The following is a 14,661-nucleotide window of genomic DNA, read 5'->3' as shown; positions in this document are numbered from 1 at the left end:
TACCGTAAAAAGGCTGTTAGGAGGAAGTATGAAAGCGCTCTTAAGCGTTTATGATAAAACCGACATCGAAAAAGTAGCAGAAGCGCTCGTAAAAAAAGGTTATGAGCTCTTAAGTAGCGGTGGAACTTACCGCTATCTAAAAGAAAAGGGTTTCGAGGTCGAAGAAGTGAGCGATTATACGGGCTCACACGAAATGCTAGACGGCAGAGTAAAGACACTTCATCCAAAGATTCACGGCGGTATCTTAGCTCTTAGAGATAACAAAGAGCATATGGAAACCCTAAAGGAGCGGGAGATTCCTACGATCGATGTCGTGTGCGTGAACCTCTATCCCTTTTTCCAAAAGATGAAGGAGAACTTGTCTTTCGATGAGCTGATCGAATTTATCGACATCGGTGGACCAAGTATGCTAAGAAGTGCCGCCAAAAACTTTAAGAGCGTCGTCGTCTTAAGTGATGTCAAGGAATACCCTGAATTTTTAGAACGCTTAGAAAAAGACGAACTCACGTTTGAATACCGTAAGTACCTAGCGAGTGAAGTCTTTACACAGACGACAGCCTATGATGCGGCCATCGCAAACTTCCTAGGTTCTGAAGAGAACTTCCTTACGATTTCCGCAAAGAAGAAGTGTTCTCTTCGCTATGGCGAAAATCCCCATCAAAGTGCGGCTTTCTACGAAAACCTACAGGTGGATGGCTTCATGAAGGATCTTACGATCCTTGGCGGTAAGGAACTAAGTTACATCAACATGAAAGATATCGACGCATGTTACGGTGTCGTTTCAGACTTTAAAGAAACATGTTGTGCTGCGGTAAAGCACAATACGCCTTGTGGCGTCGCTCTAGGAGAAACTGCTTTCGATGCGTATAAGAGATGTTACGAAAGCGATCCTGTAAGTATCTTTGGAGGTATCGTAGCTTTTAACGTAGAAGTCGATGAAAAAACAGCTAAGGAACTCATTAAGACCTTCCTAGAAGTCGTCATCGCTCCCAATTTTACGGAAGAAGCACTCGCTGTCCTTCGAACGAAAAAGAACCTTCGCATCGTAGAAGTGAACCACCCAGCTAGTGATGAAATGTATATTTCAAGCGTAAACGGTGGCTTTGTCGTTCAGTCACAAGATAAGGCTGAAGAAACGGAACTTAAGACCGTAACGAAACTAGAACCCACAGAAGAGCAGCTTAAAGACCTCCTCTTTGCTCAAAAAGTTGTAAAGCACGTTAAGAGCAATGCCATCGTCGTCGCCAAAGACGGTCAGACGCTAGGAATCGGAGGGGGACAGACCAACAGAGTCGATGCTGCACGCTATGCACTCACGAGAAAAGATTCGAGCGGTGCTGTTCTTGCAAGCGACGCTTTCTTTCCTTTCGAAGATACCGTTAGAGAAGCTAAAAATCATGGTATACTAGCTATAATCCAACCGGGTGGATCGATCCGTGATGAAGAAAGCATTAAAGCTTGTGATGAATTAGGAATGGCTATGGTCTTTACGGGAGTCCGCCACTTTAAACACTAGGAGGGAAGATGAACATTCTCTTAATAGGAAGTGGAGCGCGAGAACACGCTATCTATGAAAAATTGAAAAGAGCCGGAGCATTCGTCAAAGCGATGCCAGGAAACGCTGGTATGGACCAGCGTGCCATGGAGGAACCGCTATCTACGTTTTTGGATCGCGAGACATTCGATCTGGTCTTTTTTGGACCAGAAGTTCCACTCTCTAAAGGAGAAGCGGATCTCGTAAGGCTTAAGAAGAAGCTGGCCTTTGGGCCAGGTCTTCATGGGGCCCTTTTAGAAACGAGTAAAGTCTTTAGTAAGGAATTTATGAAAAACTATGAAATTCCTTGTGCAGAGAGCTTTAACGTAGAGACGAAAGAGGAACTCCTAGAAAAAGCCAAAGCTCCTTGTGTGTTAAAAGCAGACGGATTAGCAGCTGGAAAAGGGGTACTCATTATTAAAAATGAGGAAGACCTTATTCGCGCAAGTGAAGTCTTTTTTGAAGAGTGCGCCTTTGGCGACGCGGGAAAGAAGGTTCTCGTAGAGGAGCTCCTCGAGGGACCTGAGGTGTCGCTCTTTTACCTCGTAAATGATAAGGGCTACTACTACTTAGGAAATGCCCGCGACCATAAGCGTGCCTACGATAATGATGAAGGTCCAAATACGGGTGGCATGGGTGCTGTGACACCGGTTTCACTCACATCAAAAGAAGATCAAGAACGTGAGGAAATCATCCGTAAGACCTTTGAAGGACTCCATTCGGAAAATATCAGTTTCCGAGGCGTCCTCTTTATCGGTTGTATGCGAACAAAAGATGGCCTAAAAGTCCTCGAATACAACGTTCGCTTCGGTGACCCTGAGACCCAAGCAGTCCTTGAAAATATTGACGATGAGACCTTCCTTGATCTCGTCGTTCGAACGGCTAAAAATGAGCATTATCCCGATGAACCACTTCCACAAAAGAAGCACACGGTCTGTGTCGTGATCGCATCAGAGGGCTATCCTGTAAAGAATTCCCCGGATGAACCGATTACGATCGATCCCTTAGAAGACGTGAAGCTCTTCTACGCTGGAGTCAAAGATGAGGGAGGACTCAAAAGCCACGGTGGACGCATTTTCTCACTCGTTGCATCTGCATCGAGCTTAGAAGAAGCACGAGCTAAGTGCTATAGAGAAATTGATAAAATACATTTTAAAGGAGCCCGATATCGACGTGATATTGGACGCTAAGAAAGGAGAGACATTTGATTCGCTTAAAAGACAATGTAGAAAAAGAACGTGTGACAAATCCTGAGGCCAGTGACGCCTTTATGAAGGTTCTCGTCGGACCAAAGGAAGGCTGGAAAGGCTATGTTATGCGCGAATTCGAACTCAAGGCGAACGGATATACTCCCCGTCATGCGCACAATTGGCCACACATTAATTACATCGTTTCTGGTGAGGGAACGCTTGAAATTGACGGTGCATTGAATGTCGTAAAGGCAGGAGACTCTGTCTATATTCCGAATAACGCCATGCATCAATTTAAAAACAACTCTAACCGCGTGTTCCGTTTCCTTTGCATCGTTCCAGAAGACGGCCATCAATGAAGCTCTTTTTCGTACGACACGGCGAAACAGATTACAACCGACAAGGGATTATTCAAGGCGCTAGAGATATCCCTTTAAATGATGCTGGAAGAGCTCAAGCTAAGGTTCTTCGAGAGAAGATCGTGGAACTTTCTCTCGAAGCGATCTTTTCTTCGCCCCTAAAGCGTGCGAAAGAAACAGCAGAAATTCTAAATGAAAACTTAAGCCTACCCGTGCACTTCGATGACCGATTAGTCGAACGCCACTTCGGCGAACTCGAGGGTAAAAGTTATGAGTCCCTCGACTGGTCTAAGGATGAAGACAATTGGGACTTCTTAAAAGACGCTTACGAAAGCTTCGGAGTTGAGTCCATTGAATCGATGGATAAACGCATCGATTCTTTTATCGAAGACCTTAAAAAAACGCCCTTTGAGCGCGTTCTCATCCTCTCACACGGGAGCTTAGGAAAACTCTTTATGAAAAAAATTCAAAAGAAGAGTGGAGAAAATAAAGAACAAGTCATTCAGAATTGTGCTATAGTTGAATTAGAATTATAGGGGACAACCATGAATGCAGCTTTCTATTTGACACCTAAAAAGGACGTCATCTTCGAGCATGCTGACGCAACCGTCAGGCAGCTCTTTGAAAAAATGAATCATCACCGTTATGCGGCACTACCTATATTGGATGAAAAGGGACATTACGTGAGAGCCATCACAGAAGGCGACCTCTTAAGAAAGGTCAATAGCCTCCCCGATGGCAAATTTCGCGACCTCGAGTTCATTACTGTTCGTGATATTCCTTCGAGAAAGGACTATAAGCCCCTCTCGATCAATACCGATCTTTCTGAACTCTTAGAGGTAGCAGTTCATCAAAATTTCGTTCCTATCACAGATGACCAAGGCATCTTTATAGGAATCGTCAAACGAAGTGATCTCTTTAAAGCCTTAAAAGAAGCACTCGTATAGTTCTCTTTCAGTAGAGAACTTTTTTTGTAAGCTTATTTGGAGGATTGATGCTCAGTGAAAGCTTGATTAAAAAGTACATTCGATATTTTCTCTTAGCCCTTGTCATCATTGTGATCGTCTTGGGCTTTCTTTGGGTGAATTTTTTATATTCTCGCTTTAGCGTAGAGATGACCGAATTTAAAAAACAATCGGGACAAGCATTCGTTCAAACCTCCGATGAAAAGGCAAGAGCACTCCTTTCGATCGCAGATAAGTACTACGATGAGCAGAAAAAGTCCATCGAAGAAGCCCTTTCGCTTCGAGGAACGCTTCTAAGAACACTCCTCTATGAAGCAGGATACGGTGCAAAAAAGCCTGATAGCGAGATTAAAAAGCTACTCGATTTAAACCTTCAGACCTCAACCAAAGAAGCGGGCATCACACAATACGTCTATTCAAGAGACGGACAATTTGAACTGGGAGAAAAGCTCGAAGGCTTTAAACCGGGTGAAACCAAACGCAAACCTTACTTAGACGGAAAGTATCTCATTTACTACGATCAGTTCCATCTCTACGGCTATGAGATGATAAGCTATGTAGACCTTGAAAAAGCGCTGACTGAAAGACTCGTGAAGAGCCTTAACTTCTACCTCTTAGACCCGAATATTGTAATCTTCGATCGAGAGGGAAAGAACTTAAACGAAAAGTCCACTGTCACCAATGATGACGAGAAGAGTAAAGAGTCCTACTACTTTACGAAGTACGCTTCCACAAAGAGCGGCTTTCGCTTCGGTTACTACATTCCTAAGAGTGAACTCCAATCGGCCGTCTCTGTACGTCAAGAGATCTTTAAGGGCTTTCTAAAGAATCACCTGTTTGAAATCCTGTTCTTTTTATTCCTCTTTAGCGGTGCTTTAATGTACCTTATTAAGAGAACTTTGAAGGAACTTGACAAGGGAACGGATACCATGGAAAGTGCTTTAATGAATGCTTATGATTCGAGAAAGCACATTAGTGCGGATCCTGAATTTACCGATTTCCCACTTAAAAAACTCATGGATTACATGATCACAGACGCCGACAGAAAAGACTCTCTTTTAAAGCAAGAGCAAGCTGATTATGAAATCCTACTTAAAGAGCAGCGCATCGAAAACTTAAAGCTCCAGCGTAAGCTTGCCGTAGCAGAAGGTGTGAAGCTTCAAGATGTCGAGTTCATCGATGAAGAAAACTACCGTGAAGTGCGCCTTCATGAGCTCTTCCGTGGACTTAAGAGTCGCTATGCGCCAAAGTCTGATCTAAAGCTCATCGGTAAGGACTTAAGTATTCGTACGAATATTCGAGAGCTTTCAAGTCTCATTCAAAATCTCTTTAACCTGAGTAAGCAAAATGAGAGCACCTATCAAATTGAAATCCTCTCATCCGATGAAAAGGCCATCTTCTATATCACAGCGACAGGCATAGACCCTGCTGACAGTGAGCTCTTTGAAGAGATCAAAGGAAGTGCGAAAAGACTAGGAGGAGTCCTGCTTCGAAATGGATTCACCCACGAAATTTTGAATATTGTCTTGAGTATCCCTGCCCAAAAGAGTACAATGATGAAGTAAAAGATTCTTCAGGGCAGGGTGCAATTCCCTACCGGCGGTAAAGCCCGCGAGCGTTAAGCTGATTTGGTGAGATTCCAAAGCCGACAGTATAGTCTGGATGAGAGAAGAACGTGTTTTTTTGCCTTGAAGATGTTTTATAACATCTTTTTTTTATTTGGAGGAATCATGAAAGTAACAACCAAGACACTCGTTAAGATTGCAGTACTCGCAGCCGTTGCGACGGTACTATCATACCTAGAGACACCACTCGCAATCTTTCCTAACTTTATGAAGATCGACATCTCTACACTTCCTGCCGTGATCGCAGGCTTTGCCTTAGGTCCCATGAGTGGCTTCATGGTAGAAGTCATTAAAAACCTCTTTCACCTCATTGGAAGTCAAACGGGTGGCGTAGGAGAGCTTGCAAACATCTTAATCGGTGGAAGCTTTGTTCTCATTTCTTCGATCATCTATAAGAATCATAAGACTAGAAAATCTGCTTTAACGGGACTTTTTTTCGCAACTTTGGGTATGATTTTTATGGGCGTATTGTCCAACAAATTCTTATTATTACCTTACTATGCGAATGTAATGAAGTTCCCGATAGAAGCGATCGTCGGTATGGCAAATGCTATTAATCCTAAGGTGACAAGTCTTACGACCTATCTCCTTTGGGTCGTAGCTCCCTTTAACCTCATTAAAGGTGCTATCTTAAGCTTGTTGACGTTCCTCGTCTACAAACGAATTTCTCCCATTCTGCATCGATAGGAAGAAAGGAGTGTCATGCCAACAGCGGTTATGACAGGAAATGAAGCGATCGCACGCGGCTTCTATGAAGCGGGAGGTGAGATTGCTGCAAGTTATCCAGGGTCTCCTACGGTAGAGTTACTTGAAGCTATCGAGCGTTACCCTGAGATTTACAGTGAATTTAGCACGAATGAAAAAGTTGCACTCGAGGTTGCGATCGGAGCCAGTATGGGAGGCGTACGAACGATCGTTTCCATGAAACACGTGGGTGTAAATATCGCAATGGATCCATTAATGACCTTCACCCAAACGGTCATCAGTGGTGGCTTCGTTCTACTTAGTGGCGATGATCCGGGCATGAGCTCTTCACAAAATGAGCAGGATAACCGTATTCTCGGAAAGTTTGCCAACATGCCGATCCTCGACCCTTCTAACTCTCAAGAAGCGAAGGACTTTACAAAGCTTGCCTTTACCTTAAGTGAAACGTATTCAAGACCCGTTATGATTCGTACGACGAGTCGATTGAATCACTCGAGAAGTGTCGTGAGTTTAGAAGACCGCGTAGAGGTTCCTTATAAGGCCTTTGATGGCGTTCAGGAAAAGTATTGCATGCTTCCTCCTTATACCATTACGGCTCAGTATCGTATGAAAGATAAGATGAAGGAGCTTCAGGATAAGGCCAAGGATTTAGGAATTAACCACTTTGAAGATAAGGGTGGAGATGTACTCATCATCACGAGTGGACTCATGTATGAGCACGTCAGAGAAGTTACAGAAGACATCTCAGTCTTTAAGTTAGGCCTCGTCTATCCGATCGACATTGAAACGATTCGAGAAGTAAGTAAGAAGTTTAAGAAGGTCATCGTCGTCGAAGAGATGATGCCCTTTATCGAAAATGAACTGAAGCTTGAAGGCATTCCTTGTGAAGGAAAGAAGTACTTTAACTTCACTGGTGAACTCGACATTCCAGAAGTACGTAAAGGTCTCGTTGAAGCAGGCGTCTTAGAATCAAGCGTAGAGCCTGTAGCACCCCATGAGACGACACTACGTGGACCGCTCTTCTGTTCAGGATGCCCACACCGTCCCATCTTTGACATCCTAAAGAAGCTAAAAGCCACTGTCATCGGAGATATCGGCTGCTACTCGATGGGTCTTATGTATCCGATGGAAGTCTTACGTACGAACATCAGCATGGGTGCGTCGGTTGGAATGATTAAAGGTATGCGTCTTGCCATGGATCGCCATGGTGATAGCGACCTTCCACTCGTTGCAGTGATCGGTGACGGAACGTTCTTCCACAGTGGTCTACCGGGATTCTTAAACTTAAAATATAAGCTCACAGGGGAAGAGAACATCACCTATATCATTCTCGATAACTCTACAACTGCTATGACTGGTGGTCAGCCTACAGCTGAAAGCTTCCAGATGGATGGAAAGGGACAGAATATCCCGATCGAAGAGATCTTAAGAAGCTTTGGTTATACCGACATTGAAAGCTTTGACCAATTTAAATACAAGAGTGCACAGAAGAAGATTCAAGATGCCATGGGAAGAAAGGGCGTATCGATTCTCATCGCCACACGTCCATGTGCCCTTCGCTATAAGGTGAAAGAACCTGTCTTCTCCGTAGACACCGATAAGTGCATCGGCTGTAGAACGTGTGTACGCACAAACTGCCCACCGCTTCGCATGAGAGAAGTTGATGGTAAGTTAAAGAGCTCCATTGATCCGAACCAATGTGTCGGCTGTTCCATCTGTGCTCAAGTGTGCCCCGTAGAAGCCATCGGCCGTGAAGGCTGGTCGAAGAAAGGAGTGGAAAATGACAACTAATCTGCTCTTTTGTGGCGTAGGTGGTCAAGGACTCGTGCTTGCAACGAGAATTGTAAGTGAAGCCGCACTCATTCAAGGCTATGATGTAAAGACAAACGACGTTATCGGACTATCACAGCGTGGTGGAAAGATCTGGGGAAGCGTTCGCTTCGGAGAAAAGATCCATTCACCGAACATCGAAGCAGGAAATGCAGACGTCCTCGTAGCTTTCGAAAAGCTCGAAGCCAAGCGCCTTTCGCACTTTCTAAAAAATGATGGCGTTGCGATCGTAAACGACTACGAAATGGCTCCATCACTCGTACAACAAGAGAAAGTTCCTTACGATGAAGACATCGATGAGATTCTTTCTAAGTACAAAGAAGTGAAGAAGCTCGATGCGACAGCCATCGCTAAAAGGCTCGGTCATCCAGGCGTCGCAAACGTCTTCATGTTAGGCGTCTTATCGAACTACATTCCCTTAAAGGAAGAAGCGTTCATCGAAGCGATCGAGAAAAACGTACCGAAAAAATTTACAGAACTAAACGTCGAAGCCTTTAAGAAAGGCAGAAACGGCGACTACTAGGAAAGCTTCTCAAGCTTTCCTTTTTTCTAGTCTTCAATGGTATAATGAGGGAAAGGAGTTATCATGGATTTATCTACGCTTAATGAACAGCAAAGGAAGGCAGTAGAGGCCGAAAAAGGGCCACTTCTGATCCTCGCTGGGGCAGGTAGTGGTAAGACGCGTGTGCTTACATACCGTATCGCCCATCTAATTGAAGATCTAGGCATTTTCCCTAGTCGCATTCTAGCTCTCACCTTTACGAATAAGGCTGCGAGAGAAATGCGTGAACGTTTAGAAAAACTCGTAACGACAGGACCCTCCGGAACGTGGATGGGAACCTTTCACTCGATCGCCATTCGAATTCTAAGAGAACATCATGACCGCATCGGCTTTATTAAAGATTTTGTGGTCTACGATACGGCCGATCAGAATACACTCATGAAGCAGGTTCTTCAGGAGATGAATGTTAACCTCGAAAAGAACCCTGCAAAGACAGTCCGTGCTATTATCGGACAAGCGAAGAGTCAGATGCTTCACTTCAGTGAAGCACATGAATTCTTAGACGACATCTATCTAGAAGCCTTTGAGCTTTATGAAAAGAAACTTCGCGCGTCAGAAGCCATGGACTTCGACAACATTCTCTTCTTCCTCGTGAAACTCTTTGAAGAGAATCCCGATGTTTTGAGCTACTACCAGGACAAGTTTCATGAGGTGTTAGTCGACGAGTATCAAGATACAAACCGCATTCAGTATCACATTGTACACTTACTCACAAGTGGAAAAGGAAATCTCGTCGTCGTCGGTGATGCCGACCAGTCGATCTACGGTTGGAGAGGGGCGGATATCAGAAATATCCTGGACTTTAAGAAGGACTTTCCTGGGGCTACGATCATAAAGCTCGAACAGAACTACCGCTCTACAAAGCCCATTCTAGAGGCCGCCAATGGCGTCATAGTAAACAACCCCGAAAGACTAAAAAAGACACTCTGGACCGATAAAGACGAAGGGGATAAGGTTGCGATCTATGAAGCGCAGACGGAAGAAGAAGAGGCTGAGTTTATCGCAAACGACATCTCGATGTTAATAGAGCGCGGCATTCCCACAGAGGACATGGCAATTCTCTATCGTACCCATGCTCAGTCGAGATCGATAGAAGATAAGCTCCGCTTTCGTCATGTCCCTTATCAGATTGTAGGCGGTACGAAGTTCTTCGACCGTAAGGAAATTAAAGACCTTCTCGCATACATGAGAGTTCTCGTAAACCCCAAAGATGACATCTCCTTCTTAAGGGCACTCGATCTACCGAAAAGAGGCCTAGGAGATAAATTTATAGACACCCTAAGAAAGATCTCTCTGGTAGAGGATATCAGTCTCTACGACAGTGCCCTCTTAGGGATAAAAAATGGAGACTTTACGACACGTCAGCATAACGCGATAAAAGCCTTTATCGATCTCTTTGAAGAGAAACGGGAGACGTTAGAAACGGCCGATGTCTATGACACGGTAAGAGAGCTCATTGAAGGCAGTGGTTATATCAAGATGCTCGAAGAAAGTAAGGCCCTTGAAGACAAGACACGTCTAGAAAACGTCGGAGAGCTCTTTAATGACGTTCTCATCTTTAGTCAAAGTGAAGGCTTGGGACTCGATGAATACCTCGCTAAAGTGAGCCTCATGAGTGAAGTCGATAGCTTCGAAGAAAAGAAGATGGTCACCATGATGACGCTTCACTCTTCAAAGGGTTTGGAATTCCCTTACGTATGGCTTGCAGGTCTAGACGATAACATCTTCCCATCGTTTTTAAGTAAGGAAGAGCCTAACGGCTTAGAAGAAGAGAGAAGACTCTGCTACGTAGGTATTACACGTGCGATGAAGAGGCTCGTTCTAACGAGAGCCGATAAGCGCTTCCGCTTTGGACAGCTTCAGCTTATGAGTCCAAGTATCTTCTTGGACGAAATTCCAAGTGAAGTGAAAGTCGACCTATCAGAGAAAAGAAGAAGCGGGTTTACCAATTCCTTGCCGTTTTTAAAGCGCGTTACGACTGATGCCGAGTATCATGCAGGGGAGCGCGTGAAGCATCCGAAGTTTGGCGAAGGCGTCGTTGTAAGCTTCGATCAAAGCGCCAAGGTCGTTCAGGTGGTCTTTGATAGCGGAGATATTAAAAAGATGCACATCGATTACGCACCGCTCACCGTATTATAGGAGTACCATGGATAAGAAAGAATACCTCGAAGCCGTCTCAAAACTAAGACGCTACGAGCATGAATATTACATCTTAGAAGAACCGTCCGTAACGGATCTCGAATACGACGAGCTCTTAAAGAGCATCGCTCTCTTTGAAAAGGAGCATCCTGAAGAAGCACTACAGGATTCTCCTACAAAGCGAGTCGGTGGAAGTGTGAGTGGACGCTTTAAACAAGTCGTTCACGAGGTTCCCTTACAGAGCCTCGATAACTCCTATGACGAAGAGGATCTCCTTCGCTTTGAAGAGTCCATTCGAAGAGAAGGGGAGAAGCCGACCTACATCGTAGAGTACAAAATCGACGGCTTAAGCGTTGAATTAAAGTACGAAAACGGAAAACTCGTTGAAGGGTCAACGAGAGGTGATGGCGTAGTCGGTGAAGATGTAACGAATAATGTAAAGACCATTAAAACGGTACCGCTCGTCCTCTCAGAACCCGTCACGATCTCCGTGCGAGCAGAAATCTACATGCCTAAAAGGTCATTCTTAGAACTCAATGAAACTTCTGAAAAGAAGTTTATGAATGCTAGAAATGCAGCGAGCGGTTCCTTAAGACAAAAGGATCCCAAAGTCACAAGTTCTAGAAACCTAAACCTCTTTGTCTTTGACTCGTTAAAGTCAGAGAGAAGCTTCGAAACGCATAAGGAAAAGCTCGACTACTTAAAACACTTAGGTTTTCGCGTTTCAGAAGGCTTCTTCTATACCGAAGTCAAAGACTTCATTCGTGACATTGAACGCTTTGAAGAGGTGCGTGAAACACTTTCCTTTGATATCGACGGCATGGTCATTAAGGTAAACGAAGAACGCATCCGAAAGAACTTAGGTGTCACCGCAAAAAGCCCTCGTTGGGCGATCGCATATAAATTTAGAACACTTGAAGCCCTCTCGACGCTTCGTGAAGTCGAATGGAGCGTCGGAAGAACGGGTGCTATTACACCTACGGCCGTATTCGATCCCATTACGATCAGTGGTTCTACGATCAGTCGTGCGACCCTTCATAATGAAGAGTACATTGAAGAACTGGGATTAAGAATCAACGATAAGATCTACATCAAAAAGGCCGGTGAAGTCATTCCCAAGGTCGTTCGTGTGGAAGAGGGAGATCGAAGTGACACGAAAGAGATTGAAATTCCTACCCACTGTCCCGCTTGTTCTAGTGAACTCGTAAAAGATGAACTTATCGCAGGAAGGTATTGTCCTAATAGCTCTTGCCCCGAGGTCTTTTATCGAAGCCTTGTTCACTTCGTTTCTCGCGATGCCATGAACATCGAAGGCTTAGGTGAAAAACTCTTAAAGCGCTTTATCGATGAAGGACTCCTAAAGGACTTTTCGGATCTCTATTCGCTTAAGGATCATCGAGACGATCTTTCGAAAAAGGACCGCTTAGGTGAGAAGAGCATAGGAAATATCCTAGAGCGCATTGAAGATAGTAAATCAAGAGAGTTCTCGCGCTTCCTCTTTGCTTTAGGGATTCATGAAGTAGGAAAAGTCACTGCAAGAGACATTGCAGACACCTTCCGTACGTTCGAAGCCCTTTTATTCGCATCTGAGGAGGAGCTCTTAAAGGTTCCCGGAATCGGAAAAGAGACAGCTCACTCCATCCTCGATTACTTTAAAAACGAATCGAATCGAGAGGTCATTCGAAAGCTCATGGCCTTAGGCCTTCCAAAGACAGAAGAGAAGAAGGAACAGACACTTTCTAAAACCTTCGTCATTACGGGAAGTTTCGACATGCCAAGGCGAGAGATCGAAGAATGGATCACCTCTCGCGGTGGACGAGTTAGTTCAAGTGTAAGTAAAGAGACCGATTATGTTCTCGTAGGGGAGAAGCCGGGGTCTAAGAAGGATAAGGCAGAAAGTCTTGGCATTCCACTACTAGACCTTGAGACACTCTACGGATTAGAAAAGGAATAGATTGTGAGAAAAATTGAGTTTATCTGTGGCTTCACAGAAAATCCTCTGGGAAGCGTGCTTGTAAGTTATGGAAATACGAAGGTTTTATGCACAGTCGTTGCAGAAGACGGCGTACCGACGTTTAAAAAGGACTCTGGAGAAGGCTGGCTAACAGCGGAGTATTCGATGTTACCAGGGTCCCCTTTAGTCAGAAAAAAACGCCGCACAATCAGTGGTGAGCTCGACGGAAGAACTGTAGAGATTTCAAGACTCATCGGGCGAAGCGTGCGCTCGGCCATCGACTTAAGTCTCGTCGGAGAGCGTACTTTATACGTAGACTGCGATGTCCTTCAAGCTGATGGTGGTACGAGAACGGCGGCGATCAGTGGTTCCTACCTCGCACTTCGCTTAGCGATTGATACCCTCATGAACGAAAGAGAACTTACGAGGGACCCGATCTTAAGAAAGGTCGCAGCAGTGTCTGTGGGCATCGTCGATGGAACTGTCCACTCAGACCTCTGCTTTCAGGAGGACTCCAGGGCGGAAATTGACTGCAATATCGTCATGGACGACAAGGACAAACTCATAGAGATTCAAGCGACGGGAGAGAAGAACGTCTTTTCAAGGGACGAACTCAACGAACTTTTGGATGTAGCGACAGAAGACATTCATGCCATTTTTAAAGCCATGGAGGAGAGCTATGAAGACTATTGTATTCGCCACCCAAAATTCTGGTAAAGTGGAGGAGATGCGCTTTCTCGTAAAAGACTGGGGAATCGAGCTATTAAGCTTAAAGGATCTAGGAATTACTGTAGATATTGAAGAAAATGGTGAAACCTACTTAGAGAATGCACGCATTAAAGCAGAAGCGATAAAGAAGCTCACCGATCATGCTGTTTTAAGTGATGACTCAGGGCTTGAAGTAAAGGCCTTAGGAAACCGTCCAGGGATTCACTCCGCTCGCTACGGCGGTGACATTCCTTTTGAAGAAAAGCGAAAGAAACTCATTGAAGAAGTAGAAGGTGCTTTGGACCGTTCAGCTCGCTTTATCTCAGCTGTCGTACTTCTCGATGGAGAAACAGTCTATGAAGCACAGGGAGAGATTCCTGGTAGCATTGGAACGGAAGAAAAGGGAGAAAATGGCTTCGGTTACGATTCCATCTTTGTATTAGAAGATGGAAGACACTTTGCCGAACTCACTTTTGAAGAAAAACAAACGTGCTCACACCGCTACTATGCCATGAAAGCCCTAGAGGAACTTCTACGTGAAGATCGTCGTATTTAGTGATTCCCACGGCGATTCCTTTTCGATCGAGAAGGTCCTTTCTTTAGAAAACCCCGATCGCGTGATTCACTTAGGTGACGGCATCGGGGATCTAAATAACGGCATCAAGGTTCAAGGAAACTGTGACTATGTGAGTGCTCCAAAAGAGCGCATCGAAGTCTTTGAAAACGTCCGCTTCTTTTTAACCCACGGACACCTCTATGGTGTGAAGTACGACCTCACTCGTCTTAGCTTACGAGCGAGAGAACTTCAATGTGAAGTCGCTCTCTACGGTCATACACACGTGGGGCTCACGACGAGAGATGGAGAACTCTATCTCATGAACCCCGGAAGTATTCGAGATTCAAAGCATCCTTACGGGTTTATTGAAATTAAGGACGGATTGATTCAAACTTTTACGCAAAAATCGCTTGACAGCTTTTTATAGACGTCTTATAATGAATTCTGTTAGTCTCGGGGTGTAGCGCAGCTTGGTAGCGCATTTGGTTTGGGACCAAAGGGTCGCAGGTTCGAATCCTGTCACCCCGACCATTT

The 14,661-nt window shown here is 44.8% G+C and carries 14 protein-coding genes, 1 tRNA gene and 1 riboswitch; all 15 genes read left to right on the top strand.

Annotated features, from left to right (window positions below):
• Window positions 1-28 precede the first annotated feature (28 nt).
• The 15 genes from purH (at window position 29) to ACUB3H_RS07775 (ending at window position 14,658) form a co-directional block, all read left to right on the top strand.
• On the top strand, window positions 29-1,516 hold the full coding sequence (purH, locus tag ACUB3H_RS07845; RefSeq protein WP_459130209.1) for a bifunctional phosphoribosylaminoimidazolecarboxamide formyltransferase/IMP cyclohydrolase: 1,488 nt from the start codon (window positions 29-31) through the stop codon (window positions 1,514-1,516).
• 8 nt (window positions 1,517-1,524) lie between these two features.
• The gene (gene purD, locus ACUB3H_RS07840; protein WP_459130124.1) at window positions 1,525-2,724 is read left to right on the top strand and encodes a phosphoribosylamine--glycine ligase; all 1,200 of its coding nucleotides are present in this window, start codon (window positions 1,525-1,527) and stop codon (window positions 2,722-2,724) included.
• A 14-nt stretch (window positions 2,725-2,738) separates the two neighbouring features.
• Complete coding sequence (locus tag ACUB3H_RS07835) at window positions 2,739-3,083, top strand: cupin domain-containing protein (RefSeq protein ID WP_459130123.1); 345 nt, start codon at window positions 2,739-2,741, stop codon at window positions 3,081-3,083.
• Entirely contained in the window at window positions 3,080-3,619 is a 540-nt protein-coding gene (locus ACUB3H_RS07830; RefSeq protein ID WP_459130122.1) for a histidine phosphatase family protein, read from the top strand. Before ACUB3H_RS07835 ends, ACUB3H_RS07830 begins: the two co-directional genes overlap by 4 nt.
• A gap of 9 nt (window positions 3,620-3,628) precedes the next feature.
• A complete protein-coding gene (locus ACUB3H_RS07825) occupies window positions 3,629-4,030 on the top strand; it encodes a CBS domain-containing protein (protein ID WP_459130121.1) in 402 nt (133 codons plus the stop codon).
• Window positions 4,031-4,077: 47 nt separating this feature from the next.
• Entirely contained in the window at window positions 4,078-5,613 is a 1,536-nt protein-coding gene (locus ACUB3H_RS07820) for a hypothetical protein (protein WP_459130120.1), read from the top strand.
• A riboswitch (FMN riboswitch) is annotated at window positions 5,614-5,726 on the top strand.
• A gap of 52 nt (window positions 5,727-5,778) precedes the next feature.
• Window positions 5,779-6,360 carry an ECF transporter S component gene (locus ACUB3H_RS07815; protein ID WP_459130119.1) on the top strand — a complete coding sequence of 194 codons (582 nt, stop codon included), beginning with the start codon at window positions 5,779-5,781 and terminating at the stop codon, window positions 6,358-6,360.
• Window positions 6,361-6,375: 15 nt separating this feature from the next.
• Complete coding sequence (locus tag ACUB3H_RS07810; RefSeq protein WP_459130118.1) at window positions 6,376-8,169, top strand: thiamine pyrophosphate-dependent enzyme; 1,794 nt, start codon at window positions 6,376-6,378, stop codon at window positions 8,167-8,169.
• A complete protein-coding gene (locus tag ACUB3H_RS07805; RefSeq protein WP_459130117.1) occupies window positions 8,159-8,731 on the top strand; it encodes an indolepyruvate oxidoreductase subunit beta in 573 nt (190 codons plus the stop codon). The genes ACUB3H_RS07810 and ACUB3H_RS07805 overlap by 11 nt, the downstream gene beginning before the upstream one ends.
• Before the next feature lie 63 nt (window positions 8,732-8,794).
• Window positions 8,795-10,909 carry an ATP-dependent helicase gene (locus ACUB3H_RS07800; RefSeq protein ID WP_459130116.1) on the top strand — a complete coding sequence of 705 codons (2,115 nt, stop codon included), beginning with the start codon at window positions 8,795-8,797 and terminating at the stop codon, window positions 10,907-10,909.
• 7 nt (window positions 10,910-10,916) lie between these two features.
• Complete coding sequence (gene ligA, locus ACUB3H_RS07795) at window positions 10,917-12,863, top strand: NAD-dependent DNA ligase LigA (protein WP_459130115.1); 1,947 nt, start codon at window positions 10,917-10,919, stop codon at window positions 12,861-12,863.
• Window positions 12,864-12,866: 3 nt separating this feature from the next.
• Window positions 12,867-13,580, top strand: coding sequence for a ribonuclease PH (rph, locus tag ACUB3H_RS07790; RefSeq protein WP_459130114.1), 714 nt, complete (start codon window positions 12,867-12,869; stop codon window positions 13,578-13,580).
• Complete coding sequence (rdgB, locus tag ACUB3H_RS07785; RefSeq protein ID WP_459130113.1) at window positions 13,543-14,127, top strand: RdgB/HAM1 family non-canonical purine NTP pyrophosphatase; 585 nt, start codon at window positions 13,543-13,545, stop codon at window positions 14,125-14,127. The genes rph and rdgB overlap by 38 nt, the downstream gene beginning before the upstream one ends.
• Window positions 14,108-14,554, top strand: a complete 447-nt coding sequence (locus ACUB3H_RS07780; RefSeq protein ID WP_459130112.1) for a YfcE family phosphodiesterase — start codon at window positions 14,108-14,110, stop codon at window positions 14,552-14,554. Before rdgB ends, ACUB3H_RS07780 begins: the two co-directional genes overlap by 20 nt.
• 27 nt (window positions 14,555-14,581) lie before the next feature.
• A tRNA-Pro gene (locus tag ACUB3H_RS07775) sits at window positions 14,582-14,658 on the top strand.
• The last annotated feature ends 3 nt before the right edge of the window (window positions 14,659-14,661 follow it).

It is taken from the genome of Guggenheimella bovis (assembly GCF_054492335.1).
Note: the sequence above shows the minus strand (reverse complement) of the source record. Positions and strands in the feature narration are given on the sequence as shown.